The following is a 26,250-nucleotide window of genomic DNA, read 5'->3' on the forward strand; positions in this document are numbered from 1 at the left end:
AACCGAAGACCAGGGCAGCCTGGCGCTTGGCACCCCCGCCGAGGACATGGCGCTGCCACTGCCCGCAGACCAGTTCATCCGGGCACTGAACTTTCCCGAGACCGCAGAAGACGAGGAGGGCTTTACCGCTCTGCGCGCCGCCCTCAAGGATCGCAAGGCCGCACAGGTGGTACAGGCGGCGCAGGACGTGCTCACCCTGCTCAGCCAGGACGGCATCTACATGGATGATCTGCGCCCCGACATGGCCCGCCCCGAGATCTGGCGGCAGTTTGCCCAGGGCACCCGTGGCCGTGCCGTCGCCTCGCTTGGCGGGGTCCGTGACCGCACCTCTCTGGCGCTGACCTCAGCCCGGATGAAGCAGGACCCGATCTTTCGCGATGCCGCACATCACTTCCTGCGCCGCTTTGACCGGATGTTCACCGAGTTTGAGGCCCTGGCCAGCGATGGCGAGATTTCCGCCCTTGGAGAAACCCGCACCGCCCGCGCCTTTATGTTGTTGGGCCGCGTGGCCGGCACGTTTGATTGATCCAGGCCTCACCGAGCCACGCGCTACAGCCACCTGTGCCACAGCGCCTGTCCGACACTCTCCTTGAGGCGCGCCATATTCTAGAAGGGATATGGCCCAGCTGGCACCACAAGCGCGGCCAGGTGCTGCCAGGTGCTGCCGGACCCACTTTCGACAAACACCTGCCAGACCAGCGCGCTCTTTCTGGTGCAGTTTCTCGCCCAGCGGGGCGTGGTGGCCAAAATAGCTCAGGGCGATGCCCCCGGCAAACCGGAAGGCTATTTTGATGGGTGGCGCTGGCACGGGCATGCCTGGGTGGTCCTACAGGATGCAGCAGTGGATGCTGGACAGGGTACTGGGCAGAGTACTGCACTGGATACTGCACTGGGATGGATCCTGGATCTGACCGCGGATCAGTTTGGCGGCCCAAAAACCGCGATCGCGCCGTACAATCAGCTGCACCACCAACTGCACCAGTATCGCGCCGGGCACAGCGACATCGCCACAATCGCGGCAAAGGCCAGGCGGCAGGTCCTTGTCACCGAGGCGATGAAACACATCACCCCGCGCTAAGGCTCATGTCGTCATCTGCCGACTGGCCCGCGCGCGCCCCTGCAGGCTGCGCAGCAGCCTGCCACCCCCAACGGGAAGAACCCCTCCTATGGAGGGGCGATGACGGGCGGGAGCCCTGCCCTGCTGCAGCGACAGGCTGCTCAAACTCACCAGAATCGCTTTAGCTGCCGGTGTTACAGACGAAAACTGCCGTAGGGGATAAACCGCACGGGGTCTCCTGGCTGGATGTCAGCTGCGCCGTCTCCCAGCTCTACCAGCCCCTCAGCCCAGCTCAGGCCCGATATCCGCCCCGAGCCTTCGGATTTAAACACCTCAACCTGCCCCTCCCGCATACGGGCCCGGAGATATTCCCGCCGCCCGGGCTTTTTACGCTTGGCAAAACCGGCGGCCAGATCAAACCCCTTGGGCGCCTGCCAACTGGCCCCCGCCATCAGCCCCATCGCCGGGCGGGCAAAGATCAGCGTGCAGACCAGCGCCGCCACCGGGTTGCCCGGCAGGCCAAAAATAGGCACCCCCTGCCACATCGCCAGCGCCAGTGGGCGTCCCGGCTTTAGCGCGATGCGCCATTCCTGCAGCGCGCCGCTCTCGCGCAGCAGGGCCGAGACATGGTCCTCAGCCCCTGCCGAGGCGCCACCACTGGTGAGGATCACATCCACCTCCCCAACGGCAGCGTTCAAACGATCCTGCAACGCCGCGCGGTCATCGTGAACCCGCCCCAGATCCACCGCAGAAAATCCCATCTGGCCCAACAGGGCCAGCAGCATCGGGCGATTGGCATCATAAATCTGCCCCGGCGACGCCGCCTCACCAACCTCGCGCAGCTCGTCGCCGGTCGACAAAACGCCAACCCGCAGCGGCAGGTAAACTTCAAATTCCGCTATGCCCGTGGCCGCCGCCAGCGCCAGATCCGCAGGCGTGATCACCCGACCGGCCTGCAGGATCACCTCGCCAGCAGCCACATCCTCGCCTGCCTTGCGGGTATTGGCGCCCTGCTTCAACGGGCCGTTAAAGGCAATTTCGCCCGCACCTGAGCCAGCCCCGCGCGTCACATCTTCTTCCAAAATGACCGTCTCGACCCCGGTCGGCAAGGCCGCCCCCGTGAGGATACGGATCGCGTGCCCCGCAGGCACCGCGCCCTCATAGGCAAGCCCCGCAGCCGCACGCCCGGCAACCAAAGGCATCACATGCGCCCCCTCGGCCACAGCCCCGGCAAAGCCATAGCCATCCACGGCCGTATTGGGCAGCGGCGGGTTGGCGCGGTTGGCCACGACATCCACCGCCAACACCCGACCCAAAGCATCCGCCAGCGGCAGGCTCTCGCGGCCAACCACCAGATCGAGCCGCTGGCGCAGCATATCCAGCGCCGCATCCACCGGCGTCCACTCAACCCCGGCCGGCAGGGCAAAACAATCGTTGCGCAGCGGCGGCGGCTTCAATGTCATCTCTGTCTCCTCAGCATTCCACACGGACCTTGCCAGCCCGTAGAGCCGCAGCGTCACAGCGCCAGATCAGCGGCAATAAAATCGGCAATCGCACCAGTGTCGTCGAGGTCAAACACCACCCGGTCCAGCTCAGCTCTCACGTCCCGAGGGGTATCGCTGGCCACGGCCCGGATACTGCGATCCCCCGGCGCAATAAGAGGCTGTGCTGCCACCCGCCGATGCGCTTCGATCTTGGGGTGGGCTTCGCGTTTGTAGCCCTCACCCAGCACCAGATCCACCGGCATCAGCCGCGCCAGCAGCTCTGGCAGCGCAGGCTCGACCGCGCCGCGCAGCTCTTGCATGATGGCGATGCGGTGGGTCGAGGCCAGCACCACCTCAGAGGCGCCCGCCATGCGGTGGCGATGACTGTCGGTGCCCTGCTGATCCACATCCGTGCTGTGATGCGCGTGTTTGATGGTCGAGACCGTCAGCCCCCGTTCGGTGAACTCTGTCACCAGCCGCTCCATCAACCCGGTCTTGCCGCAGTTTTTCCAGCCGGTGACACCGTAGATTTTCATCGTAAAAACTCCTCGGCCCGTTTGAGATCCTCGGGCGTGTTGACGTTGAAAAAGGGATCAAACGGAGTGGCCTCAAACAGCGCCTCGCGCCCGCCATGTTGATCCGTCCACAAGACCACCTTGCGCAGCCCATCCTTCAGCGCCGCGCGCAGATCATCGCGCAGCGCCACAGGCCAAAGGCCGAATGTCGGATGGCGGTTTACCTTGCTGCGGCCGCCGGATTTCAGCTCCTCCCCGGTGCGCGGCGTGGTCGCCAGCACCAGGGGCTGCGCCTGCCCTTCCGAGGCCGCCAGCAGTCGCGCCACCAGATCCGTCGGGAAAAACGGCGTATCCGCAGCAGCAGTGACAATTGCATCCGCGCCTTGGGTGGCAGCCCAGTCGAGCCCGGCCAGCACCCCCGCAAGGGGACCTGCAAAGCCTTCTATACTGTCAGCAACCACGGGCAGGCCCAGATCGTCAAACCGCGCGGCATCGCCATTGGCGTTCAGCGCCAGCTCTGCCACCTGTGGCGCCAGCCGGTCAATCACATGCGCCATGAGGCTTTGGCCGCCGACCTGCAACAAGCCCTTGTCACCGCCGCCCATGCGGGTGGCGAGGCCGCCTGCGAGGATTACGCCGAGGGGTTTGGTCATGATAGTTTCTCCGACCATCTAGAAAGTTCACAATCAGCAAGAGCACAGCAAGCCCAATGACAACGGGCAACAAAAAGACAGGAGACAAGATCAGCGATGCCACCAAGACAGCCAGACATTTCAGCCCCACTACAATCCAATACCCTAAATCACCCGTCACTCCGCCACCTCCCTGCGCCCGCCCCGTGGGGGACGGGTTGGGCGCTGCCCGGCGGGGCCGGGCAATGGGTGTGGCATCCCATCACTGCGCACTCTTTCTGCGATGTTTCTTTGCCTCAACCGGCGCGTCGCGCGGATCCATGTCGCGCTCTAACCTCTCATCGCCAGCAAGACAGACAAACCGCTGCCCTTTCATCCGGCCTATCAGCGTCAGGCCGACCTGCTGCGCGATCTCAACGCCCCAGGCGGTAAAGCCCGAGCGGGACGCCAGCACCGGGATGCCCATCATCGCGGTCTTGATCACCATCTCTGAGGTCATGCGACCCGTGGTATACATGATCTTATCCGCCGCTTTGATGCGCTCTGACAGCATCCACCCGGCAATCTTGTCCACCGCATTGTGACGCCCCACGTCCTCCATATAGACCAGCGGGCGGTCGCGGTGGCACAGCACGGTGCCGTGAATGGCTCCCGCCTCAAGATACAGCGACGGCGTGCGGTTGATCTTATGCGCCAGCGCATAGAGCCATGACGTTTTCACCGGGGTTGCGGCCAGTTGCACGCCCTCCAGCCCCTCCATCATATCGCCAAAGACAGTGCCCACCGCGCAGCCAGAGGTGCGGGTCTTTTTCTGCAGCTTTTCCTCATATGACGTCTCGATGGCGGTGCGCACCACCACAGATTTCCAGCTCTTCGTCATAATCGACGCGCAGGATTTCTTCGTCCGGCGACAGCATGCCCTGATTGCGCAAAAACCCAAGGGCGAGGTATTCCGGGTAGTCGCCAATGGTCATGGCGGTGACAATTTCCTGCCGGTTCAGATAGATGGTCAGGGGGGGTTCCTCGACCACCGAGAGCGCGACTGCATTTCCGTGCTCATCGCGGCCTTCAACCGCACGGGTCAGCCCCGCACGCCCAGGATCAGGTGCGATCAGATACTGCGACAGGATCTCTTTTAGGTCAGGAGAATTTACCAATTGCAGAGCCTTTCAAAGCTGCCTACCTATTTGGCACCGAACTTAGGACGCGCGCATGGCTTTCACCACCACGAAATCGGCATTTTGGAAGGGCGTCCGCGACAGCGCCCCCTTTCTTTTGGTCTCTGGTCCTTTTGGGCTATTGTTTGGCGTTCTTGCCGCCGAGGCCGGACTAAATGTCCTTGAGGCCTTTACCTTTTCCATGGCGGTCTTTGCCGGCTCAGCCCAGTTTACCGCGCTGCAGCTGCTGCAAGAGAACACGCCGCTGCTGATTGTGCTGGTCTCGGCGCTGGCGGTGAACCTGCGGGTGGCGATGTATTCTGCCTCCCTCACCCCCTATCTGGGCGACGCGCCGCTGTGGCAGCGCGCCTGTGCCGCCTATCTGGTGGTGGATCAATCCTACGCGCTGTCCGTGGTGAAATTCGAGAGCTAGCCCGATATGACCGTGCCCCAGCGCATGGCTTATTTCTTTGGCACCAATGGCATTGTGGCACCGGGCTGGATGATTGCCACTGTCACCGGCGCATTGGTGGGCGCACAGATCCCGGCAAGCTGGGGGTTGGATTTTGTGCTGCCACTGGCCTTTTTGGCAATGATCGGACCCATGCTGCGCACGCCGGCCCATCTGGTGGCCTGCTTTGTCGCCATAGCCGTCTCACTGCCTGCAACCCTGCTGCCCTATAATCTGGGTCTGATTGTTGCAGGCCTTGCGGGCATGATGGCGGGCGCACAGGCCGAGCTCTGGTTTGAGCGGGCCGCACGACAGGAGAACCAGTCATGAGCAACTTTGATCAGACCAGTCTGTGGATTGTCATCATTGGGCTGGCTGTGGGCAGCTTTGCCCTGCGCTTTGCCTTTATCGGGTTTATGGGCGGGCGGCCCATGCCCGCCTGGCTGATGCGGCATCTGCGCTACACGGCGGTGGCGATCATTCCAGCGCTGGTGGCCCCGCCGGGGGTCTGGCCCCCGACCACGGGCGGCGAAACCAGTCTGCCGCATCTGGCGGTGGCGGCCCTGACCTTTGCAGTGGGCTATCTCACCCGCAATGTGCTTTGGGCGCTGCTAAGTGGCGTCAGTGGGTTCTTGCTGTTGTTCTTTCTGTCCAGCTGACTGACCAGCTAGTCCGGCAAAAGGAAAAGCGGCCGCGCAGGTCTCCCCACGCGGCCGCCAACCATCAGTCAGACAAATTGAGACGTCAGTTCAACAGATCAAAAGGTCAGCCGTTCAGGACGACATTGCCCTCGGCCAGAGCCTTTTGCAGGTCCTCATCGTCATCTTCATAGTATTTCTCGGTGGTCACTCCGGGAAGCTCTCCGAACTGATCCGACAGTTTCGCCGGATAGAAGGTCACTTTCAGAGATTCAAACTCGGGGATCTGACTCAGGATCGAAGAGGTGGAATTGGCGCAATAGGCGCCTGGCACGCGGCCATTTGAAACCACCAGCTGCAAGGCGCGCTCTGCCTGTTCCGGCGTCACCTCAACGCGCTGCATCACCACATGATGGGTGCTGCGGGCATGAGCACCGCGATAGGCCAGAACCACGCCGGGAGTGACGCCATGCAAGACATCATCCCGTTCCGGCACCACGTCAGCGTAGAACGAGCCCGCGGGATCAAAAATAACCCGCTCGGAGGCGTTGACCATCAGCGATGTATGCGCACCGTTGCCCGTGCGATTGTTTACCATGGTAAACAGGGTCAGCGCCGGGGGGCCATCATGACGGTAGGACGCCACGGCAAGCTCTGTCGCATCGGCATTGGGCTTTTTTTGCTCGGCACAGCCAGCAAGGGCAACGCAGCTGGCCAAAAGGCCCGCACGCATGACAACACGCATGGCAAAAGATCCCGTCGCGCGGGACCTACAGACATTACCGAGTTTCATTTGCAGATATCAGGTTGCAAAGACAGCAAGGAACAGCGCCAGCACCACCAGAAAGATGCCAAATCGCGTGGTGAAGGAGATGAAATCTGCGTAGGTTTTTTCTTGAACTTTGATGTCCATGGTGCCGTGTTTGTGTTCAGCCATGACGGATCTTCCTATTCGCGTGTGTTTCTTGCTGGATACTGGATTTCAATTTGCCTGTCACCACGTCATTGGCGCACAGGGGGGCACAGGGGGACGAAAACCGGGTTCTGCGGCCTTCAGGTCGCGCCCCAGAGCCGCTGTCAGCACTCCGGATAGCCGTATCCCCAGCGCCAGGACAGGCCCGAACAGGGCCCACCTCCGAATCGCACCGCAAAATACATCGCCTGCGACAGCTGCCAAAATCCGCGGTCCAGCACCGCGCGAGAGACGCCATACTCTGCAGCCAGCGCCTCGCCCTGTTCTGCTGCGAGCTGCCTGACGCAGTGACGCAACTGCTGGTCCGCTTGCAGTCGTGCGCCATAGCTGGCCTCGGGGCTGCGCGCACCGCTGATGCCGTGATAGGCCCGGTCATGGGTGACACAGCAGGCTTCAAACGGTGGGCTGCTTTGATAGCGCGCAGCAAAGCCCGGCCAATGCGCCGCAATCTGCGCCCAGCTGGCCGACAGCCCGCCACTGCAACCATCCGAGGTAAAAGGACTGGGCCTGCCGCCCTGCTCGGTGATGCGCTCCAGCAGCAGCGCATGTGCGCGAAGCTGCATGCCCCGCGCCAGTTGCTCCAACCCTAAAAATCCGAAAACCCCACTGGGCGGCGCCTCGGCCACCGCCGGTTGTGACAGGGCCAGATTTGCGCCAACCAGACTGGCCAAAACAAATCGCCGCCATCCCGACCTAATCGAAGCAGGCCCAAACGGGGCAGGCCTACACGGGGTCGGGGCAGCGATGCCAAATTTTTCCACCAGATCAGACAGGATCAGCCTTTCGGAGTATTCAGCCTCGCAGATGACCCAGGCCCCTAGGCCGGGCTGGGCTCTGTTTCCAGATCGCTGGCCAGGCGAAAGCCGATGCGATTGGCCGGCACTTCTTGACGTGGCTTTGGCAGTGCGCGCAACATCACATTCATCTGGCTCACATGCTGTACCAGCTGGGTCTTGGCGCCCGCGCCGTCGCTACCGTAAAAGGTAACGATATCCGGGTCATAATAGCCCATGCCCTCGATCCTGAGCACACCGGCGTCGCCACCAACAAAGCCCATGGCGATTTCATGTTCACCGTCCAGCTGGTTTTCAAAGTTCTGAATATAGACGATCAGCCGCTCATAGGCCCAGCGCGCCGGGCTTTTGCTCCCGACGGGTTTTTGTAGCTTTTCCGGCACCTCAGTCAGGCCATTTTTGGCCTCAGGGTCCGAATGCACCTCATGCACACAGGGCAGGATCGCCGCCTCAATTGCCTCGGCGCTGGTTGAAATCTTGTTGTCCATGGACGCTCCCCTTACCGGGGGTGCTGCCCCGGTGCCTAGTCTTTTCTCTGATACAGCCAGGCGCCATCTTCGCGCTTGACGCGGCTGACCCGATCCGTGCGGTAGAGGTGATTGACATGGGCCACCGCTTCGACAAGAGCAAGCCCATACTCCCCTTCGCCAATCTTACGCTTGAACAGCGGCGAGAAACAATCCGCCGCCGTGCGGGGTGTCGCAAGGTAGTCCATCAGCCGGTCAAGACCACCATGATGATTGTCGATCAGCTGCCGCATCCGCAGCGGCAGGCGGGTAAACGGCAGTTTATGGCCCCCCAGCGCAAGGTGATCCGGCCGCGCCAGCAGCGAAAGCCGCTCGCAGGCCTCAAGCCATTCTCCCAGTGGGTCGGCCATGGGATCGGTGGCATAGACGCCGATATTGGGGCTGATCGAGGCCAGGATCTGGTCGCCAGAGATTACCAGATTGTCATCGCGGCTCCAAAAGGTTGCGTGCTCTGGCGCGTGGCCATTGCCCATATGAACATCCCAGTCGCGCCCGCCCATGCGAAAGACATCATCCTGCTGCACCCGGGTAAAGCCCAGCGGCATCGGATAGACCATATCGGAGAAATTGAAGGGCCGGTCCGCCACGCGTTTGTCATAGATCTCAGAATCCATGCCCGCGCTGCGATAATAGGCCAGCGTTTCCTCGGGCCAGCTCTCCTGCACATCCAGCGTCAGCATGCGGGCAAACAGCCAGGCGGTGCGGCTGGTCACCAGCTCGGCACCGTGCTCTGACTGGAACCACCCGGCCAGCCCGATGTGATCCGGGTGATGATGGGTGCCGACCACGCGGCTGACCGGCTTGCCCTTGAGCGGACCTGCCATCAGGCTTTCCCAGATCTCGCGGCTTTTGCGGGTGTTGAAACCGGTGTCGACAACCGTCCAGCTGTCGCCCTCGTCCAGCGCGTAGATATTGACGTGATCCAGCTTCATGGGCAGCGGCTGACGCATCCAGAGCACGCCTTCGGCAACCTCAATTGCCTCACCCAGCGCGGGCGGCTCGGTCCAGGGGGTACGGGGGCCGACTTCGGGAACACTTGCCATATTCAGCTTGCCAATTCTTCGAGAGTGAGCGCAAGGGTGCCGGCAGCACCTTCCTGTGCATGGGTCAACAGGCCGTCGTGTTCTGGCAGCATCCGTTTGATATAGAACCGCGCCAGTTTTTCCCGCGCCCCGCCCTGATCCGCAATCGCGGCCGAGAGATGATAGTGGCCGCCCAGCACCCGGGCAAAGGCCCGCAGATAGGGGGCCGCGCCCGCAAAGCGGTCCTGCAGGTTCTCCTGCGCCACCAGCCATTCGGTTGCTTCGCGCAGGGATTCACAGGCCTGCCAGACGGCCTCGCCCATATTGGGATGGGTTGGGCGGGCGCGTTCGGCCTGTTCTTCGATTTCATCAATGATGCGATTGGCCATATCCCCGCCATCCATCATCTTGCGCGCCACCAGATCCATCGCCTGAATGCCATTGGTGCCCTCATAGATCGAGGTCACCCGCACATCCCGCAAAAACTGCGCCGCACCGCTTTCTTCAATAAAGCCCATACCGCCATGCACCTGGATCCCCAGATCGGCAACCCGGATGCCGGTATCCGTGCCAAAGGCCTTGGCAATGGGCGTCAAAAAGGCAGCCCGGGCTTTCCAGTCCGCCGCCCCAGTGGCGCTATGCATCTCGGTGGCGCTGTGCATGTCGGTTGCATGGGCGCAGGCGAGCATGATGGCGCGGGCGGCATAGGTATCCGCCTTCATCTCCATCAGCATCCGGCGCACATCGGCATGATCAGCGATAGATCCCGAGGGCGTCTTGCCCTGCCTGCGCTCAAGCGCATAGCTCAGGGCCTGCTGATAGGCGCCTTCGCCCGCACCAACGCCCTGGCCGCCAACCCCAAGACGCGCATTGTTCATCATGGTGAACATCGCCGCCATACCGCCATGTTCCGGCCCGACCAGCCAGCCGGTTGCGCCGTCAAACTGCATCACGCAGGTCGGAGAGCCATGCAGGCCCATCTTATGCTCCAGGCTGACCACGCCAAGGCTGTTGGCCGCGCCCAGCGTGCCATCTGCGTTGGGGAGATATTTGGGCACCAGAAACAGCGAAATGCCCTTGGTGCCGGGCACACCATCCGGCAGCCGCGCCAACACCAGATGGCAGATATTCTCGGCAAAATCATTGTCGCCCCAGGAGATAAAGATCTTCTGGCCCGTCACCGCAAAAGAGCCATCGCCATTGGCTTCGGCCTTGGAACTGAGCGCGCCCACATCGGATCCCGCCTGCGGCTCGGTCAGGTTCATGGTGCCGGACCATTCGCCGGAAATCAGCCTGGGCAGGTAGATCTCTTTCAGGGCATCGCTGGCGTGATGCTCCAGCGCCTCGATCTGGCCCTGGCTCATCAGCGGTGCCAGTTGCAGCGACAGACAGGCACCGGACATCATCTCGTTGACCGCCGCCGTCAGGGTCATCGGCAACCCCATGCCGCCAAACTCCTGCGGCGCGCTCATGCCGATCCAGCCGCCCTCGGCAATCGCCTTCCAGCCCGCGCCAAACCCGGGCGAGGTCCGCACCACACCGTTTTGCAAGGCCGCCGGGGTCAGGTCACCTGGGCGCTGCAGCGGGGCCATCACCTCGTCGCAAAGCTTGCCCGCTTCGGTCAGAATGGCGCTCACCATATCGGGGCTGGCCTCACTGAAACGCGCGGTCTCAGCAATCTGGTCAAAGCCGATCACGGTGTTCAGGAGAAATTCATACTCGGAAACGGGGGCACGGAAGGTCATGGGCGTCCTCTTGTCGGCCTTGGGGATTATCACGGACGCAGGCTTGGCTTTGCCAGACCGGGCCGCTATGTCTGATAGGCTGTTCGATTACCTAACCGCTCACCCCCTGCAAGCAACCAAAACGCCGCGTCACCAAAAATGCCCCTAAACACTGCCTCAAAAACGACAGAACTGCTCTCCCCCTCGCCTGCGGGGATCAGCCGTGCGGCCCAGTTGCTGCAGTCCGGAGATCTGGTTTCTTTTCCAACAGAGACGGTCTATGGGCTGGGTGCGGACGCACGTCAGGGCGCTGCTGTGGCGGCGATTTATGCCGCCAAGGGACGCCCAAGTTTCAATCCGCTGATTGCGCATGTGGCCTCGACTGCCGCAGCAAAACGTTACGTCGTCTGGAACGGGTGGGCCGAAATTCTGGCTCAGGCCTTCTGGCCCGGCCCCCTGACCCTGGTGCTGCCGCTGGCCCCCGAACATGGCATCTCTGATCTGGTGACCGCCGGGCTCGACACCCTGGCGCTGCGGGTGCCGGCCCATCCTACGGCGCAAAAGCTGCTGGCAGAGTTCGACGTCCCGGTGGCGGCGCCCTCGGCCAATCCCTCGGGGCGGATCAGCCCCACCACCGCCGCCCATGTCATGGCGGGGCTTCGGGCCGCATTGCCGCTGTGCTGGACGATGGCGCCTGTGGGGTTGGGGTGGAATCTACGATTGTCGGCCTCGCCGGAGAGGCTCCCCTGCTGCTGCGCCCCGGCGGGCTGGCCACAGAAGAGATAGAGGCAGTGCTCGGCCAGCCCCTGATCCTGCGCGATGCGCACGATCCCCTGACAGCGCCAGGCCAGCTGTTGTCACATTACGCGCCACAGGCCCGAGTGCGGCTCAATGCAACCTCTGCGCGCGCGGGCGAATGCTACCTGGGATTTGGCCCCAACGCCGGCGCCCGCGCCTGTGATCTGACGCTGTCTGAAACCGGAGATCTGGTCGAGGCCGCCGCCAATCTGTTTGGCCATCTGCACCATCTGGACGCATTGGGAAAGCCCATCGCCGTGGCCCCCATTCCCGAAACCGGCCTGGGCGTTGCTATCAATGACCGGCTGCACCGGGCGGCGGCACCGCGTGATCACGAGACCGACACCTGATCACTCTCTAGGCCAAAGCTGCGACAGTGCTCCCTGAGCATGCCAGACAGAGCCCGTATAAGCGCAGACTTAGGATACGGGCTCAGGCGGTGCCTGCACTGGCCGACAGCGACAGCGGATCAATCCCCAGCGACCCCAGAGAGGCGCTCCATTTATCCACATCCGCTGTCTCAAAGATCAGTGCATCCCTGCTCTCGGTGGTCAGCCAGTCATTAACGATGATTTCCGCCTCAAGCTGCCCGGGCCCCCAGCCAGCGTATCCCAGCATGATCAGCATCTTCTCCGGGCCAACCCCCTCGGCAATATCCTCAAGCACATCCAATGTCGCCGTCATCCGATAGCTGGGAGGCACGGTCAGAGAGCTGATGCTGGATTCATAATCTTGCGAGTGCAGCACAAAACCGCGCTGGGTTTCCACCGGCCCGCCAAAGCGAATGGCCCGCTGGCCGGGACCCTCCTCAGACTCTGGTATCTCCAGCTGCTTCAGCAGGTTGCTCAGCCGCACCTCAGGGGCCACCTTGTTGATGATCAGCCCCATGGCGCCCTCATCACTGTGCGAGCAAATAAAGACAACCGAATGCTCAAACCGCGGGTCGCCAATGCCCGGCATTGCAACCAAAAGCTTGCCGGTGAGAGCCATGTCCTGCCTGCCTCTCTCTTTGAAACGCCAAACCCAGCCGGGTGTGCGCCACCTGCCCAGCCTGCGCACCTTCACACAGACCCGCAGTCACGTCGCCTGCGCCACAGCTCTTTTGCAGCATGCCGTTGCACAGACCTAGGTGCAAGAGGCCAGGGTGCAAGAGCAGCAGACAAATCCAGGCAAATCTAAACAGACAAATTTAAACAGGCAGATCCAAACGGTCGGATCCAAACGGTCGGATCACAACAGCAAAATTGCGACAGAGCAGCGCATATGTCCGCCTGACCAGATCGTGACTTGGCATTTCAACCCGAAAGGCCCATCTATATCGGCATGATCAGCAATACGTCTCATCCGGACTGCCAGTCCCGGCCCGTGTCAGTGCCCGTGTCAGTGCCCGTGCCCGTCTCCGCGACCAGGACTGCCCGCAGCCTGTTGCATATGGCCATGGGGGCTGCGGCCCTGGTGCTGGGCGTCTTCCCCCCTCAGCCCCTGGCCGCCCAAAGTGCCGCAGAAAATGATCTGGACGCGCTGGTGCAGGTGGAAATCCTCGATGGTGGCCAAAAGGCAGATGGCACCTATGTGGGTGCCCTGCGCCTGACGCTGCAGGAGGGCTGGAAAACCTACTGGCGCGCCCCCGGGGACGCCGGCATCCCACCACAGTTCACCTGGCGGGGATCGCGTAATGTTGGCGCGCTTTCAATGACATGGCCAGCCCCCGAGGTCTTTTCCACCTCGGGCTATCAAACCATCGGCTATCATGATCAGCTGGTGCTGCCGATCGAAATCATCCCGGAAAACCCCGGCAGGCCCGTGCGCCTGAAAGGGCGGATGGAGCTGGGGATCTGCAAGGATGTCTGCGTGCCCTCAGAGCTGTCTTTTGACCATCAGCTAGATTCTGACGCAGGCCGCAACCCGGCTATTGTCGCCGCCATCGCAAGCCGTCCGTTTTCGGCCCGCGAAGCCGGGGTGAGCGCCACCACCTGTCGCCTCAAGCCCACCAAATACGGCATCGAAGTCGAGGCCCGCATCACCATGCCCAGCGCCGGTGGCACAGAGGTCGCGGTGATCGAGCCGGGCTCGCCGTATCTCTATGCCGGGTCGACCTCTGCCATCCGCCACGGCGCGACGCTGGTGGCGACAACCGAATTTCTGCCGGCCTCCAGCGGAACCATTGCCGCGCTGGACCGGTCGCAACTGCGCATCACCGTGCTGGGCCAGAAGCACGCGGCGGATATTTCCGGCTGCGCAGCGGGATGACCACACCTGACGTTCTGCGCCCGGTTCTGGGGGCCATTGCCGTTGTCTGGCATCAGGATCAGGTCCTACTGATCCAGCGCAAAACCCAACCCAACGCGGGCTGGTGGGGCTTTCCCGGCGGCCATGTGGAGCTGGGAGAGACCGCGATGCAGGCCGCAGTGCGCGAACTGTTTGAAGAGACGGGCGTCAGAGCGCAACCACTGGAATATCTTACCAATATCGACGTTTTCTTGCGCAGCGAGACGGGCGACGGAACGGGCGCGGTCCACAAACAATACCTGCTGACAGCGGTTCTGTGCCGCTATGAAAGTGGCACAGCCACGCCCGCTGACGATGCACTGCAGGCCCGCTGGTTGCCCGTCGCGGGTCTTGAGGATCACGGTCTTGAGCTGATTGATCAGGTCGCGGAGGTCGCCCGCCTCGCCCACATCGTTCAGGAACGCCACACCTGAAACGCCACTCCTGAGCCGGTGCCAACAGCACAGTGCTGCGGCGCATCCGGCCTGCCTCAGGGGATTAGCTTACACGTGGTGTTTCACCTTGCCACTATCCAGGCCCCTACCCTGGCGGCGCTGGCGCAGACCAATGATCAGCGCCGAGGCCAGATAGGACAGCAGCGCAATTGCCGCAATGCCGCTCAGAGCCAGCCACAGCCCCGCCCGCACCGGATCAGTCGCACTCAGCGCAGGAATGGCGCTGCGCAGGACCGGGTGCAAAACGCCGGTGGCCATGGCCCAGCCCAGCGTTGCGGCCAGCCAGCCCAGCTGCAAAAGGCCGGTGCCCAGAACCAGCCAGCGCAGCGCTCCTGCCCCGCCGCGCAACGCCCGCCGCAGCGCCGTCAGAGGCCGCGCTGCATCCTGCTGGATCGCGATCAGGGCCGGTACAAGCAACAGCACCAGAAACATGCCAAAGCCCAAACCATAGACCAGAGTGATCACCGTCGGCTTGAGAAACTGCGCCTGCTGCGAGCTTTCATACATCAGGGGCGCCAGCCCCAGCACCGTGGTCAGCGTGGTCAGCATCACCGGCCGCAACCGATCTGCGGCACCATCAATGATTGAGGGCACCAACCCGCGCGTCTCGGCGTATTCGTCGATGGTGGTGACCAGAACAATGGAATCATTGATGATAATGCCGGTCATGCCCAGCAGGCCAATCACCGTGAACATGCTGAGCGGCACCTCCCACATGTAGTGGCCCCAGATGGTGCCCACCAGACCAAAGGGGATCACCGCCATCACCACCAGCGGTCGTGTCCAGCTGCCAAAGATCCAGGCCAGCACCAGATAAATCCCGGCCAAACACAGCACCAGCCCATTGCGTGCATCGGTGAGAAACTCACTCTCCTGCTCGCTCAGACCGCTCATTCGCCACTCCACCTGACGGCGACTGGCGATCTCTGGCAGGATCTCATCCTGCAACGCCTGTACAATGTCGGCAGCGCGGGTTGGGTCGTCCTCGGAGATGTCGCCCGTCACGCTGATCACCCGAATACCGTTTTCACGCCGCACGGTGGAAAACCCGGTGCGCTGACTGACCGAGACAATATCGGCCAGCGGCACATAGATGCCCGCCGGAGTGCGCATCAGGGTACGCTCAAGAAAATCTGCTGTCAGCTCGTTTTGCGGCAACTCGACCCGGATTTCGGCGCTGCGTGGCCCATCCGGGTAGGTCGCAGCCTCGATCCCGTTGAGCCGGTCCCGCACAACCCGCCCCAGGGAATCGATGGTAAAGTTCAGCGCCTGCCCCTGCGGCGTCAGCTCCAGCACCACTTCTTCTTTGTCATAGGCGAGGTTGTCTTCCACCGCCGAGACCTCGGCGTAGCGCAGCAGGGCGTCTTTCAGATCTTCCGAGGCGCCCTTCAGCACCTGCACATCAGCGCCGTAAAACTGCACGTCCAGCGCATCGCCTCCGGGGCCAGAGCGCCAGCTGCGGAACGAGACCGTCTCGACCATCGGGTGATGCACCACCTCGTCCTGCAGCTCGGCCACAAAGGCAAAGCTCGAATACTCAGGCCGCAGATCCGCATCGATCAGCTCGATCGAGATGCCGCCCAGCAAATCGGTGTCCTTGGCATCAACACCGGACAATCCGCGCCCGGCATTGCCACCGACCTCGGCGATGACAAAATCAACCGGGTTGGTGCCGCCATAGCGGGCGGCAAATTCGGCACCCGTCGCGGCCGTGGCGCGTTGCATCTCCTGCATCATCGCCAGGGTATCGGCGCGGCTGGCGCCTTCGGCCATGGCAAAGTTGCCGGTCACAGAGCCGCGCTCAGGCGCGTTGAAGAACCGCCATTTCACATCGCCACCGATGAACAGCGCCATCTGGCTGGCAAGGATCGTCAGGGCTCCGGCCAGCACCACGTAGCGCGCCTGCACCACCAGCGCCATCAGCGGACGAAACAGAGTGTCGCGGCCCCAGCGAAAGCCACGGTTGACCACGCGGTTAGGCCAGTCATACCAGTGTTGCTGTTGTGCGTGGCTCAGCGCATGCGCCATATGGTTGGGCAGGATCAGGAAACATTCCACCAATGCGGCCGCAAGCACAGCAATCACGGTAAAGGGAATATCGCGGATCAGATCGCCAAAGCGGCCGCCAATCGCTGTCAGCCCAAAGAAGGCGATAATCGTGGTCAGGGTGGCGGCAAAGACCGGCATTGCCATCCGCCGGGCCGCATTCTCGGCTGCCTGCATCGGAGTCTCGCCCAGACGCCGCACCCGGAAATCAGCATGTTCACCCACCACGATGGCATCATCCACCACGATCCCAAGGGTGATAATAAGGCCAAACAGGCTGATCATATTGATGGTGATCCCGGCGGCATACATCAGCGCCACGGCGGCAAACATCGCCGCCGGAATACCGGCAGCCACCCAAAAGGCGATGCGGCTGGTGAGGAACAAAAACAGCAGCGCCAACACCAGACCAAGCCCCATGAGACCATTGTCGATGAGGATGCTCAACCGGTCGGAAATCCGCGCAGCCCGGGTGCGGATCAGCTCTGCCTTGACGCCCGCAGGCAGCGTGCGCTGCAGCGCCTCTACCACCTCTTCCACCTGACCCTGAATGGCAATGGCATTGCCCTGATCCGAGCGATCCACCCGGATCGACATCGCCGGGTTGTCGCCGACAAAATACGAGCGGTTGCGGTCGACGCCCTCGCGACTGATGCGCGCCACATCGCCAATGGTCAGGACAGAGCCGTCCGCATTGGTGCGCAACACGATGCCTTCGATCTCTTCCGGGGTGCGCTTTTCGCGCCCGGTGCGCTCGCGGGCATTGGCGCCACTCACATCGCCGGCAGGATCCGCGTCGACCTCAGAGGCGATGGCCGCAGCAATGTCGCTCATGGCGATGTCATGGGTGATCAGGCTGGCCGAGGGCACCTCGACCAGGGTCTGCGGTGCGGCAAGGCCCCGAATGGTGGTGCGGGTGACACCAACCTCAAAGAGGCGCACCACCAGCTCATCGGCAAACAGCCCCAGCTGATCCGCCGCCAAAGGCCCCGAGATCACCACATCCGTCACCCGGTCACGCCAGGCACCGCGCCGCACAGAAGGGTCGTCTGCGTCATCCGGCAGCGTGGTGATGGCGTCCACTGCGGATTGCACATCGTCCGCCGCCCGCGCCATATCCCAGCCCGGCTCGAAATCCAGCACAATAGAGGCCGACCCCTCGCGCGAGGAGGCCGTGCTTTCCTCGACACCGTCCACCGCCAAAAGTGCGGGCTCAAGCGCCTGCACAATGGCGCCATCCACGTCTTCGGGCCCGGCCCCTTCCCAGGTGACGCTGACAGTGACGTTTTCGACAATAACATCGGGGAAATACTGCGCCCGCATCTTTGGGATCGCAGCACTGCCAAGGATCAAAAGCACCACAAGCAGCAGATTTGCCGCCGTGCGGTGACGGGTGAAATAGCTGAGCAGACCGCCTGCGGGACGGGACAGGTCACGCATCGTCTAGCCTCCCATCCGGGCTTCGATCCTGTTGACCAGTTTGGCCGGCACCTGCTCCTTTGCCAGTTCCGCCAGCATCCGCTCCTTGGCGGCATCCGGCAGACGGGCGCTGCCCTCAATCGCGGCCACCAGTTTGGCCCGGCGCTCTTCCGAGAGTTCGATCATATCGGGAGGGCTGGCCTCAGGTGCTGCTCCCTGTTGCTGCGGGCGCAGGGGGCGTACCCGAATGCCCGCCCCCAACAAAGGCGTGCGGCCCGTGACCACCTGACGTCCCGCGAGGCCTTCGCCGCGGATCAGCACATCGTCGTCCTGGCGGCGCAGCAACTCTACCGGCAGCGCCTCAAGCCGGTCTTCAGCCCCAAGCACCAGCACGGTGCCATCAGCCCCCAGAGCCGAGGCCGGCACGCGAGCCACCGCATCCAGCGCCGGCTCGCTAACCTTCACGGTGACAAAATCGCCGGGTTTGAACCCCGGCGCCAGTTCAAGACTGGCATAGAGCAGGCGTCCGGTTTGTCCGTCGCCCACAGCACCACTGGCGCGCGACAGGCGGCCCTGCGCCACCAAACCGGCGCCAGCCGCATCCAGCGTCACCTGCACTGGCGCCTGCAACAGCTGGCCAGCCTCTCCCAGCAAGCGGGCATATTGCCGGGTCGAGACCCGAAACACAGCCTCAAGCACGCTGGGGTCGACCAGTTCCGCAAGTTTTTCATTGGCAGACACCAGACGTCCCTCAACCAGGGTAACCGCCTGCAGGGTGCCGTCAAATCGGGCGCGAAGCGTGGTCTCGGCCAGATCCCGTTCGGCGCTGTCCAGCACGATGCGGCTGCGCGCCACGCGGGTTGCCGCCTGATCCACACGGGCCTCGGCCTGGCTGACAGCCTGACGGCGCGAGATCACCGTCTGGCGCGCCTGCACCGCCGTCAGCTCGGCCGCCTCAACCGCAGCTGTGGTGCCGACGCCGCGCGCTGCAGATCGAGCTGACGCTGATGCGCCCGCACCCGCAGCTGCGCCTGGGCCTGCGTCGCCTCCAGCTCGTCATTGGCGAGAATAAGATCGCGGCCGGCATCGCGCTCTTCGGCACGGGCATCCTGCATATCAACCTCGGCCTGTTCTTTTGCCGCCTGAGCATCAGAGGGGTCAACCTGCACCAAAATCTCACCGGCGCGCACAGAGCCGCCTTCCTCAAACTGTTCAGACAGCTGGGTAATGCGGCCGCCCTGCGCACTGCGCAGCTCCAACGTGCGGCGACTTTCGATGCGGCCAAAGGCGGTCAGCTCCGGTGCGATCCGCTGCAGCTCGGCGGTGACCAGGTTCACGGCAAAGATACGTTCGCGCGCCGGTGGTTTGCGCGGCTCGGCGTTCATGCGGGTCTGCACCGCAGCAATCACCATCTGCCCCGCATAGAGCAACAGCGCGGCTGTAAGCGCCGCCAGAAACAAACCCGTCAAACTATGCCGCAAAAACCGCATGTTGTATTCCCTTTGGTGGCCGGGAAACCCCGCGCTACCTTATCAATATTGTGCCACCCATCAGACCATCTGACGCGCGCCGCAGTAAAATGACCCAGTGGTCAATGCTGCCTTATCTGGCCGCCCTATCAGGACCGCCCTATCTGGCAGGTATCATTGAACATAGTCTTCATCTTTACGTATTCTACGGGCAACGGGATCACTTCCGTCGCTGCGTTTCCGTCAAACGCGGCATTATTTCCACAAAATTGCAGGGCCGGTGGCGATAATCGAGCTGAAAGGCCAAAATTTCATCCCAGCCATCCTTGCAGGCACCGGGGCTGCCGGGCAGCGCAAACAGATAGGTGCCCCCGGCGACACCGCCCGTGGCGCGCGACTGCACGGCCGAGGTGCCGATCTTTTTCATCGAAACGATCGTAAAGACGGTGCCAAAGGCCTCGATCTCTTTTTCATAAACATCGCGGTGTGCCTCGACCGAGACATCGCGTCCGGTCAGCCCGGTACCGCCGGTGGAAATCACCACGTCAACCGCCGCATCCGCCACCCAGGCGCGCAGCTGATCGGCAATCTCTGTGCGCTCATCCGGCATGATCTTGCGATCTGCCAAAATATGCCCGGCCGCCTGCAGCCGGTCCACCAGCACCTGACCTGAGCGATCCTCGGCCAGGCTGCGACTGTCCGAGACCGTGAGCACCGCAATGCGGACCGGGATGAATTCCAGGGTTTCGTCGATACGTGACATAGGAGACCTCATGTCTTTTGCAAAAGCGCGGACCTCGTGGCAAGGACCGCAAATATTTCAGCCAAAATCCCGCCCACAGAAGTTGGCCAGACAGGCTGGCCGGGACCCAGTATTGTTTTCAGCAGAATGGCCCTTCAGCTCACCGCTCCAAGTCGCGCCTTGAGCTCGAGAAGATCAGCCCAGGCAGCGCGTTTGTGCCCGGGTTGGCGCAGCAGGTAGGCGGGATGAAACATCGGCAGCACCGGTTTGCCCCAGGCCTGCGCCCACTGTCCGCGCAGTCGCGAAATGCCGGTTTTGCCCAGCACGGCCTGACAGCTGACATTGCCCATAAGGACCAGAAAATCGGGGTGGGCCAGCCCTACGTGGCGCTCAAGAAAAGGCACCATCATCGCGACTTCTTCGGGCAGCGGGTCGCGGTTTTGTTGCGGCCGCCAGGGCAGCACATTGGTGAGGTAGACGTTCTTGTCGCGGCTCAGGTCAATCGCTGCCAGCATTCGGTCCAGCATCTGGCCTGCGGGCCCGACAAAGGGGCGACCTTGCTGATCCTCTTCGCGCCCCGGCGCCTCACCGATCACCATCACCCGCGCCCCGGGCTGACCATCGCTGAACACCAGATTGCGCGCGCCCATTTTCAAATCACAATGGCGAAAACCGGCCAGCGCTGCGCGCAGTGACGGCAGCTCCGGCGCCGCTTTGGCCTGCTTGCGCGCCTCTGCAACCGGGTCGACTGGTTTTGGCTTGGGCGGCACTGGCGGGGCCCTGCCGGGCTTGGAGCTCTCGGCGGCCTTTGGGGCTGGCGGCGCCAGCTCATAGCGGTTGACCGGCGCCTCGCACAGGGTCTCTGTGGCGCCAAGCTCCACCTGCCACTCCAACAGCGCTTTGGCGCTCCAATAATCCAATGCCGATTCCATGCGCTAAACTACCCCGCCGCGCGGTCGAGCGGAACACCTCTAATTGATGCATGTTATCACAGGGCTTTTTCCGGGCACCAGCAGGCATCAGCCCAAGTAAAAAGGCCAGCGACCAAAGCCAGCCGCCCGCCTTGCCCGCTCCCCGCTTGCTGCCTATAAGGTCTGTCAAACAGAGCGGAGCTTGCCCCCAATGTCGTCGCCCAAATCAGCATCCCAGTCTGCATCTTTAGCAGCGCAGTCCTTTGGTCACCGCCATCTTTTGGGCATCGAGCCTCTAAAGCCGCATGAGATCACCGCGATTCTGGATCTGGCCGACAGCTATGCCGATCTGAACCGCGGCCCCGAGAAACATTCGGACGCGCTGGCGGGTCTCACCCAGATCAACATGTTCTTTGAGAATTCCACCCGCACCCAGGCAAGCCTTGAGATTGCCGGCAAGCGGCTGGGGGCGGATGTGATGAACATGGCCATGCAGGCCTCCTCGATCAAAAAGGGCGAGACCCTGATTGACACGGCAATGACGCCGAACGCCATGCACCCGGATCTTCTGGTGGTGCGCCACCCGCATTCCGGGGCTGTGGATCTGCTGGCGCAAAAGGTGAACTGTGCGGTGCTGAACGCGGGCGACGGACGGCACGAACATCCCACCCAGGCGCTGCTCGATGCGCTGACCATCCGCCGCGCCAAGGGGCGTCTGCACCGGTTGAATATCGCTATTTGTGGTGACGTGGCCCATTCGCGCGTGGCGCGCTCGAACCTGATCCTGCTGGGCAAGATGGAAAACCGCATCCGCCTGATTGGCCCGCCAACCCTGGTGCCCAGCCAGTTTGCCGAGTTCGGCGCCGAGATCTATGACGACATGCGCGAAGGCCTCAAAGACGTCGATGTGGTGATGATGCTGCGCCTGCAAAAAGAACGTATGGACGGTGGCTTTATCCCGTCAGAGCGCGAATATTACCACCGCTACGGTCTGGACGCCGACAAGCTGGCCCTGGCCAAACCCGACGCCATTGTGATGCATCCCGGACCAATGAACCGCGGTGTCGAGATCGACGGCACTCTGGCCGATGACATCAACCGCTCGGTCATTCAGGAGCAGGTCGAGATGGGTGTGGCGGTGCGTATGGCGGTTTTGGATCTGTTGGCGCAGAACCTGCGCAAAAGCCGCGCGGACGCGGCAGCGGCAGCAGGCTGAGCCGATGTCGGGCGTCATCCCCATACCAAAAGCTGAGCGCAGCGTGATCCGGGTCTTTGATCTGGATATGCCGCCGGAACAGGCGCGTTTTTTGGCTGAGCCCGGTGCCCTGGCGCAGGTTCTGGGACTTGAGGACATTGATCTTGACCACGTCGAGATCTTTCCGGTCTCGGATCTGGAAGAGTTGGGCCTTGCAGGATGCCTGATTCAGGGCTGCGGCATCCCAGAAGAAGACGTGGCCCCGGACCGGGCGGCGCTGACGGCGATCAAAGGCTATGTGCTGCTGCTGCGCTCACGCGCCTTTGCCGGTGCAGCGACGCGCCTGACCCCCGCCAGCCAGATCACGCTTGTTGCCAGCTATGGCGAAAAGCCGATCAACTGGAGTGCGCCTGCAATGCCCGAGACTGACAGCAGCAGGCTCTATTCCGGGACAAAACTGCCGCCGCGTGCCGCGCGCGCCCAGGCGCGACGGATTGGTGCCAGCCTCTTTGCCGTGGTGATGTGCCTTTTCGCCCTGATTTTGTACGCATTGGTAACCTGAGATGACAGTGGTCGAATTCACCCCCAACCGCAGCGCCTATATCACCGCCCATGCCTGGATGGCGGCCGTAGCCATGGTCGCGGGCATGGGGATCCTCTGGGCCGTCGGTAATCCGCATGTCTGGACCGGCGCCTTTGGCGGGCTTGCCGCTATTGCCCTGCGCGGGTGGTACATGATGAGCGAAGAGCTGGCCGTGGTCTGGCGCATTTCTGACGGGGTGCTCACCGGCCCTGCTGAGCGCCGAGTGCCGCTTAACCAGATCGAGGTGGTGAAGACTATGGGATCCTATGTGCAGGTGATCACCAAGGGTGGTGACAAGCATCTGATCAAATACCAGGCCAGCCCCGCCTATACCGCCAGCACCATAGAAGGGGCGCGGTGATGTCGCATAGAAAGCCAGAAGGGCGTTCCATAAAAACGATTTTTCCTATGGAGATCACGTTTGGCCAATAGTTGCGATTGGACTGAAGTTCTAGAAGATGATGAAAGGCTTCTTTGGCAAGGGCGCCCCGGCATTGGCGTTGTTGTCAGCACTTTCCAGTACCTCATCATGGCTACCTTCCTGCTAAGCATCACGAATATATACTATTTTTCTGGAGGGCCACCAGAGAAGCACTCGCTCGCCGTCAATCTTTTCTATACAGCGTATTTTGTCTTGATCGTTTTGTACGTCCTTTGGCCTTCGGTAATTCGTCGCCGCAGCAAATACGCTGTGACGAACAAACGCGCACTTATCGCAATGCAAAGACCTTTTTCTCAAACCCAGATCACATCCTACCCAGCGCAGGACTGGACACCCCTTGTCCTGGCTGGCAAAGCTCCCTCACAACCTCTACTTCACAAATCGGAAGATCCTTGCACTTCGCGCGGCAGACCGAAATGTTCAGGTGGGATTTGAGCAAATTTCCAACGGAAATGACGTTCACAAAATCATGCAAGACGTACAGTCTGCCCGTAGCCAAGATTGAGTAGCACAATGACCCTTCTCTTTATCAATGCCCGCCTGATCGACCCCGAAGCTGGCACCGATAGCCTGGGGGCCCTGCTGGTTCAGGAGGGCAAGATTGTCGAACTCCTGCCCGAGAGTACGGATCCTGCGCAACTGTTTCGCGAGCGAAACATTGATGCCGACAGTTCAGTCGACAGGGCAGAGATCATCGACTGCGCAGGCAAATGCCTCGCTCCCGGCATCATCGACATTGGCGTCAAGGTCTGTGAGCCAGGCGAGCGCCACAAGGAAAGCTACAAGACCGCCGGGCTGGCGGCAGCGGCCGGCGGGGTTACCACCATCGTCACCCGTCCCGACACCACGCCCACCATCGACAGCCCGGAAATACTGGAGTTTGTCACCCGCCGGGCCCAGGCCGACGCGCCGGTGCATGTGCTGCCAATGGCCGCCCTGACCAAGGGCCGCGAAGGCCGCGAGATGACCGAGATCGGTTTTCTTATGGATGCAGGGGCTGTGGCCTTTTCCGACTGCGACCATGTGGTCAGCAACACCAAGGTGTTCTCTCGCGCCCTGACCTATGCCCGCAGCTGTGGCGCACTGGTGATTGCGCATCCGCAAGAGCCAATCCTGAGCGCAGGCGCTGCTGCCACCTCGGGTAAATTTGCCGCGCTGCGGGGCCTGCCGGCTGTGTCGCCTATGGCCGAACGCATGGGGCTGGACCGCGATATCGCCCTGCTGGAGATGACCGGTGCAAAATATCACGCCGACCAGATCACCACGGCACGCGCCCTGCCCGCTCTTGAGCGCGCCAAGGCAAACGGGCTGGATATCACGGCGGGCACCTCGATCCACCATCTGACCCTGAACGAGCTGGACGTGGCGGACTACCGCACCTTTTTCAAGGTAAAGCCGCCGCTGCGGTCCGAAGACGACCGTCTGGCTGTGGCCGAAGCCGTGCGCAGTGGGCTGATCGACCCGATCTCGTCAATGCACACACCGCAAGATGAAGAGAGCAAGCGCCTGCCCTTTGAAGAGGCCGCCGCTGGTGCTGTGGCGCTTGAAACCCTGCTGCCAGCTGCAATGCGGCTCTATCATGCGGAACTGCTGGATCTGCCCACGCTGTTTCGCGCCCTGTCGCTGAACCCGGCAAAACTGCTGGGCCTTGCGGCTGGCCGCCTCAGCGCCGGGGCCCCTGCGGATCTGGTGCTGTTTGATCCCGACATGCCCTTTGTGATGGACCGGTTTCAGCTGAAGTCAAAATCGCAAAATACCCCCTATGACGGCGCCCGCATGCAAGGCCGGGTGCTGGCAACCTATGTGACCGGTGCGCCGGTGTTTCGGAGAGACTGATTGATGCCCCTGATTGAAAGCTCCCTTGCCGTTCTGATGCTCTGGGCCGTGATTGGCTATCTGCTGGGCTCAATCCCCTTTGGCCTGGTGCTGACCCGCGCCATGGGACTGGGCAATCTGCGCGAGATTGGCTCGGGCAATATCGGCACCACCAACGTGCTGCGCACCGGCAACAAGGCCGCCGCGGCCGCGACATTGATCCTGGATGGCGGTAAGGGCGCGGCGGCGGTGCTGCTGGCCCGTTTTCTGGCCGGCGAGGACGCGGCGCAACTGGCGGGGCTCATGGCCTTCTTGGGGCATTGTTTTCCGGTCTGGCTGCAGTTCAAGGGCGGCAAAGGCGTCGCCACCTTTCTGGGGCTGATGCTGGCGCTGGCCTGGCCCGTGGGCATTGCCTGCTGCCTGAGCTGGATCGCGGCCGCAGCTGTGAGCCGGATCTCTTCGATGGGCGCCCTTGTCTCTGCCTTTGCGGCACCAATTTGGGCCTATTTGTTAGGCTATCCCGCAAGCATTGCGCTGGCCATTGTGCTGGCAGCCATCGTGTTTTGGCGTCACGCGGCCAATATCAGCCGCTTGCGCGCAGGAACAGAGCCGCGGATCGGCCAAAAATAACAGGCCGTTACACCAGGCCGTGACAGCGGGGATGGGCGGCGGGCATGGGCGGCGGGCATGAACATCCGGCATGAGCGGCGGATGTGAACATTGGACATGGGTAGCAGGCGTAGACAGCGGACGTGGGCGGCGCTCAGGGGATAAGCCGCTCCAGAGCCGTGCCATTTGCCCAGGTTCCGTGCAGCTCACCGCTGGGCATGCGCACATAGACCACCGGATATCTGTCGCCCCAGTTCACCCAGACGACATCGCCATTGCGCGTTCCGGTGCCGGAATAGGCCTGATCGCCGACCTGCCATTGCACCACAAGATTTCCCTCACGATCGCGGATCTGGACCGAGCCACTATAGCTGCTGCCATCCGGGTTGCGCCCCTCGGCATGATAGCTTCCCGCGACGCTTTGGGCCGGGGCAGCACCCGCCATACCTGACAGGCCAATCACCGCCGCAACCATCCCTGCGCGCAGGCCGCGTCGCGACACATATGCATCCATCGAACCATCC

23 protein-coding genes and 5 pseudogenes are annotated in these 26,250 nt (G+C 62.4%); 12 read left to right on the forward strand and 16 right to left on the reverse strand.

Annotated features, from left to right (window positions below; genetic code table 11):
• A pseudogene (locus B4968_RS16470) lies at nt 1–526 on the forward strand (hypothetical protein); the annotation flags it as partial.
• Between the two features lie 132 nt (nt 527–658).
• A complete protein-coding gene (locus B4968_RS16475) occupies nt 659–1,078 on the forward strand; it encodes a hypothetical protein (protein ID WP_083100534.1) in 420 nt (139 codons plus the stop codon).
• Nucleotides 1,079–1,251: 173 nt separating this feature from the next.
• On the opposite strand, the gene B4968_RS16480 is transcribed toward B4968_RS16475, so the two are convergent.
• The 4 genes and pseudogenes from B4968_RS16480 to B4968_RS16495 form a co-directional block, all read right to left on the reverse strand.
• Entirely contained in the window at nt 1,252–2,520 is a 1,269-nt protein-coding gene (locus B4968_RS16480) for a molybdopterin-binding protein (protein WP_083100617.1), read from the reverse strand.
• A 53-nt stretch (nt 2,521–2,573) separates the two neighbouring features.
• Nucleotides 2,574–3,077, reverse strand: coding sequence for a molybdopterin-guanine dinucleotide biosynthesis protein B (mobB, locus tag B4968_RS16485; RefSeq protein ID WP_083100535.1), 504 nt, complete (start codon nt 3,075–3,077; stop codon nt 2,574–2,576).
• Nucleotides 3,074–3,709 carry a molybdenum cofactor guanylyltransferase MobA gene (mobA, locus tag B4968_RS16490; protein ID WP_083100536.1) on the reverse strand — a complete coding sequence of 212 codons (636 nt, stop codon included), beginning with the start codon at nt 3,707–3,709 and terminating at the stop codon, nt 3,074–3,076. Before mobA ends, mobB begins: the two co-directional genes overlap by 4 nt.
• A gap of 241 nt (nt 3,710–3,950) precedes the next feature.
• Nucleotides 3,951–4,845 (reverse strand): annotated as a pseudogene (locus B4968_RS16495) (formate dehydrogenase accessory sulfurtransferase FdhD).
• A gap of 55 nt (nt 4,846–4,900) precedes the next feature.
• Here B4968_RS16495 and B4968_RS16500 point away from each other — a divergent pair.
• Nucleotides 4,901–5,626: pseudogene (locus B4968_RS16500) on the forward strand (AzlC family ABC transporter permease).
• Nucleotides 5,623–5,955 carry an AzlD domain-containing protein gene (locus B4968_RS16505; protein ID WP_083100537.1) on the forward strand — a complete coding sequence of 111 codons (333 nt, stop codon included), beginning with the start codon at nt 5,623–5,625 and terminating at the stop codon, nt 5,953–5,955. The pseudogene B4968_RS16500 and the gene B4968_RS16505 overlap by 4 nt, the downstream one beginning before the upstream one ends.
• Before the next feature lie 106 nt (nt 5,956–6,061).
• Here B4968_RS16505 and B4968_RS16510 read toward each other — a convergent pair whose 3' ends face one another.
• The 6 genes from B4968_RS16510 to B4968_RS16535 form a co-directional block, all read right to left on the reverse strand.
• The gene (locus B4968_RS16510; RefSeq protein WP_173907552.1) at nt 6,062–6,679 is read right to left on the reverse strand and encodes a hypothetical protein; all 618 of its coding nucleotides are present in this window, start codon (nt 6,677–6,679) and stop codon (nt 6,062–6,064) included.
• 57 nt (nt 6,680–6,736) lie between these two features.
• The gene (locus B4968_RS16515) at nt 6,737–6,871 is read right to left on the reverse strand and encodes an aa3-type cytochrome c oxidase subunit IV (RefSeq protein WP_083100539.1); all 135 of its coding nucleotides are present in this window, start codon (nt 6,869–6,871) and stop codon (nt 6,737–6,739) included.
• Between the two features lie 140 nt (nt 6,872–7,011).
• Nucleotides 7,012–7,578, reverse strand: a complete 567-nt coding sequence (locus tag B4968_RS16520) for a hypothetical protein (RefSeq protein ID WP_241525811.1) — start codon at nt 7,576–7,578, stop codon at nt 7,012–7,014.
• A gap of 146 nt (nt 7,579–7,724) precedes the next feature.
• A complete protein-coding gene (locus B4968_RS16525) occupies nt 7,725–8,189 on the reverse strand; it encodes a DUF6173 family protein (protein ID WP_083100540.1) in 465 nt (154 codons plus the stop codon).
• Between the two features lie 35 nt (nt 8,190–8,224).
• Nucleotides 8,225–9,271, reverse strand: a complete 1,047-nt coding sequence (locus B4968_RS16530; protein WP_083100541.1) for an MBL fold metallo-hydrolase — start codon at nt 9,269–9,271, stop codon at nt 8,225–8,227.
• 2 nt (nt 9,272–9,273) lie between these two features.
• Nucleotides 9,274–10,995: an acyl-CoA dehydrogenase gene (locus B4968_RS16535; RefSeq protein WP_083100542.1), complete on the reverse strand. Its 1,722-nt coding sequence runs from the start codon at nt 10,993–10,995 to the stop codon at nt 9,274–9,276.
• A 138-nt stretch (nt 10,996–11,133) separates the two neighbouring features.
• Here B4968_RS16535 and B4968_RS16540 point away from each other — a divergent pair.
• Nucleotides 11,134–12,122: pseudogene (locus B4968_RS16540) on the forward strand (L-threonylcarbamoyladenylate synthase).
• Nucleotides 12,123–12,204: 82 nt separating this feature from the next.
• Here B4968_RS16540 and B4968_RS16545 read toward each other — a convergent pair.
• Nucleotides 12,205–12,762: a YqgE/AlgH family protein gene (locus B4968_RS16545; protein WP_083100543.1), complete on the reverse strand. Its 558-nt coding sequence runs from the start codon at nt 12,760–12,762 to the stop codon at nt 12,205–12,207.
• Nucleotides 12,763–13,209: 447 nt separating this feature from the next.
• Between B4968_RS16545 and B4968_RS16550 the strand changes: the two genes are divergently transcribed.
• A complete protein-coding gene (locus B4968_RS16550) occupies nt 13,210–14,022 on the forward strand; it encodes a protein-disulfide reductase DsbD domain-containing protein (protein WP_173907553.1) in 813 nt (270 codons plus the stop codon).
• Nucleotides 14,019–14,474 (forward strand): NUDIX hydrolase, encoded by a 456-nt coding sequence (locus tag B4968_RS16555; protein WP_083100545.1) that lies wholly within the window; start codon nt 14,019–14,021, stop codon nt 14,472–14,474. The genes B4968_RS16550 and B4968_RS16555 overlap by 4 nt, the downstream gene beginning before the upstream one ends.
• 69 nt (nt 14,475–14,543) lie before the next feature.
• On the opposite strand, the gene B4968_RS16560 is transcribed toward B4968_RS16555, so the two are convergent.
• The 4 genes and pseudogenes from B4968_RS16560 to B4968_RS16575 form a co-directional block, all read right to left on the reverse strand.
• On the reverse strand, nt 14,544–17,981 hold the full coding sequence (locus B4968_RS16560) for an efflux RND transporter permease subunit (RefSeq protein WP_083100546.1): 3,438 nt from the start codon (nt 17,979–17,981) through the stop codon (nt 14,544–14,546).
• A gap of 3 nt (nt 17,982–17,984) precedes the next feature.
• A pseudogene (locus B4968_RS16565) lies at nt 17,985–19,450 on the reverse strand (efflux RND transporter periplasmic adaptor subunit).
• A gap of 199 nt (nt 19,451–19,649) precedes the next feature.
• Nucleotides 19,650–20,192, reverse strand: coding sequence for a molybdenum cofactor biosynthesis protein B (moaB, locus tag B4968_RS16570; RefSeq protein ID WP_083100547.1), 543 nt, complete (start codon nt 20,190–20,192; stop codon nt 19,650–19,652).
• Nucleotides 20,193–20,326: 134 nt separating this feature from the next.
• The gene (locus B4968_RS16575; RefSeq protein WP_083100548.1) at nt 20,327–21,103 is read right to left on the reverse strand and encodes a uracil-DNA glycosylase; all 777 of its coding nucleotides are present in this window, start codon (nt 21,101–21,103) and stop codon (nt 20,327–20,329) included.
• A gap of 190 nt (nt 21,104–21,293) precedes the next feature.
• On the opposite strand from B4968_RS16575, the gene B4968_RS16580 reads away from it, so the two are divergent.
• The 5 genes from B4968_RS16580 to plsY all read left to right on the forward strand — a co-directional run bounded on the left by B4968_RS16580 (nt 21,294) and on the right by plsY (nt 25,747).
• Complete coding sequence (locus B4968_RS16580) at nt 21,294–22,298, forward strand: aspartate carbamoyltransferase catalytic subunit (RefSeq protein WP_083100549.1); 1,005 nt, start codon at nt 21,294–21,296, stop codon at nt 22,296–22,298.
• A gap of 4 nt (nt 22,299–22,302) precedes the next feature.
• Nucleotides 22,303–22,839: a hypothetical protein gene (locus B4968_RS16585; protein ID WP_083100550.1), complete on the forward strand. Its 537-nt coding sequence runs from the start codon at nt 22,303–22,305 to the stop codon at nt 22,837–22,839.
• 1 nt (nt 22,840) lies between these two features.
• Nucleotides 22,841–23,221 (forward strand): hypothetical protein, encoded by a 381-nt coding sequence (locus tag B4968_RS16590; RefSeq protein WP_083100551.1) that lies wholly within the window; start codon nt 22,841–22,843, stop codon nt 23,219–23,221.
• A gap of 594 nt (nt 23,222–23,815) precedes the next feature.
• Complete coding sequence (gene pyrC / locus B4968_RS16595; protein ID WP_083100552.1) at nt 23,816–25,138, forward strand: dihydroorotase; 1,323 nt, start codon at nt 23,816–23,818, stop codon at nt 25,136–25,138.
• Nucleotides 25,139–25,141: 3 nt separating this feature from the next.
• Nucleotides 25,142–25,747: a glycerol-3-phosphate 1-O-acyltransferase PlsY gene (plsY, locus tag B4968_RS16600; protein WP_083100619.1), complete on the forward strand. Its 606-nt coding sequence runs from the start codon at nt 25,142–25,144 to the stop codon at nt 25,745–25,747.
• 133 nt (nt 25,748–25,880) lie between these two features.
• Here plsY and lfb1 read toward each other — a convergent pair whose 3' ends face one another.
• The gene (lfb1, locus tag B4968_RS16605; RefSeq protein ID WP_083100553.1) at nt 25,881–26,240 is read right to left on the reverse strand and encodes an LIC10280 family protein; all 360 of its coding nucleotides are present in this window, start codon (nt 26,238–26,240) and stop codon (nt 25,881–25,883) included.
• Nucleotides 26,241–26,250 lie beyond the last annotated feature (10 nt).

This window comes from Pseudophaeobacter leonis (assembly GCF_002087335.1).
Classification (GTDB): Bacteria; Pseudomonadota; Alphaproteobacteria; order Rhodobacterales; family Rhodobacteraceae; genus Pseudophaeobacter; species Pseudophaeobacter leonis.

What these genes read in the sequence shown, in the direction of transcription:
- B4968_RS16480 (WP_083100617.1), bottom strand. Translation starts at nt 2,520, where the DNA reads ATGACATTGAAGCCGCCGCCGCTGCGCAACGATTGTTTTGCCCTGCCG.
- mobB (WP_083100535.1), bottom strand. Translation starts at nt 3,077, where the DNA reads ATGAAAATCTACGGTGTCACCGGCTGGAAAAACTGCGGCAAGACCGGG.
- mobA (WP_083100536.1), bottom strand. Translation starts at nt 3,709, where the DNA reads ATGACCAAACCCCTCGGCGTAATCCTCGCAGGCGGCCTCGCCACCCGC.
- B4968_RS16505 (WP_083100537.1), top strand. Translation starts at nt 5,623, where the DNA reads ATGAGCAACTTTGATCAGACCAGTCTGTGGATTGTCATCATTGGGCTG.
- B4968_RS16510 (WP_173907552.1), bottom strand. Translation starts at nt 6,679, where the DNA reads ATGCGTGTTGTCATGCGTGCGGGCCTTTTGGCCAGCTGCGTTGCCCTT.
- B4968_RS16515 (WP_083100539.1), bottom strand. Translation starts at nt 6,871, where the DNA reads ATGGCTGAACACAAACACGGCACCATGGACATCAAAGTTCAAGAAAAA.
- B4968_RS16525 (WP_083100540.1), bottom strand. Translation starts at nt 8,189, where the DNA reads ATGGACAACAAGATTTCAACCAGCGCCGAGGCAATTGAGGCGGCGATC.
- B4968_RS16530 (WP_083100541.1), bottom strand. Translation starts at nt 9,271, where the DNA reads ATGGCAAGTGTTCCCGAAGTCGGCCCCCGTACCCCCTGGACCGAGCCG.
- B4968_RS16535 (WP_083100542.1), bottom strand. Translation starts at nt 10,995, where the DNA reads ATGACCTTCCGTGCCCCCGTTTCCGAGTATGAATTTCTCCTGAACACC.
- B4968_RS16545 (WP_083100543.1), bottom strand. Translation starts at nt 12,762, where the DNA reads ATGGCTCTCACCGGCAAGCTTTTGGTTGCAATGCCGGGCATTGGCGAC.
- B4968_RS16550 (WP_173907553.1), top strand. Translation starts at nt 13,210, where the DNA reads ATGGGGGCTGCGGCCCTGGTGCTGGGCGTCTTCCCCCCTCAGCCCCTG.
- B4968_RS16555 (WP_083100545.1), top strand. Translation starts at nt 14,019, where the DNA reads ATGACCACACCTGACGTTCTGCGCCCGGTTCTGGGGGCCATTGCCGTT.
- B4968_RS16560 (WP_083100546.1), bottom strand. Translation starts at nt 17,981, where the DNA reads ATGCGTGACCTGTCCCGTCCCGCAGGCGGTCTGCTCAGCTATTTCACC.
- moaB (WP_083100547.1), bottom strand. Translation starts at nt 20,192, where the DNA reads ATGTCACGTATCGACGAAACCCTGGAATTCATCCCGGTCCGCATTGCG.
- B4968_RS16575 (WP_083100548.1), bottom strand. Translation starts at nt 21,103, where the DNA reads ATGGAATCGGCATTGGATTATTGGAGCGCCAAAGCGCTGTTGGAGTGG.
- B4968_RS16580 (WP_083100549.1), top strand. Translation starts at nt 21,294, where the DNA reads ATGTCGTCGCCCAAATCAGCATCCCAGTCTGCATCTTTAGCAGCGCAG.
- B4968_RS16585 (WP_083100550.1), top strand. Translation starts at nt 22,303, where the DNA reads ATGTCGGGCGTCATCCCCATACCAAAAGCTGAGCGCAGCGTGATCCGG.
- B4968_RS16590 (WP_083100551.1), top strand. Translation starts at nt 22,841, where the DNA reads ATGACAGTGGTCGAATTCACCCCCAACCGCAGCGCCTATATCACCGCC.
- pyrC (WP_083100552.1), top strand. Translation starts at nt 23,816, where the DNA reads ATGACCCTTCTCTTTATCAATGCCCGCCTGATCGACCCCGAAGCTGGC.
- plsY (WP_083100619.1), top strand. Translation starts at nt 25,142, where the DNA reads ATGCCCCTGATTGAAAGCTCCCTTGCCGTTCTGATGCTCTGGGCCGTG.
- lfb1 (WP_083100553.1), bottom strand. Translation starts at nt 26,240, where the DNA reads ATGGATGCATATGTGTCGCGACGCGGCCTGCGCGCAGGGATGGTTGCG.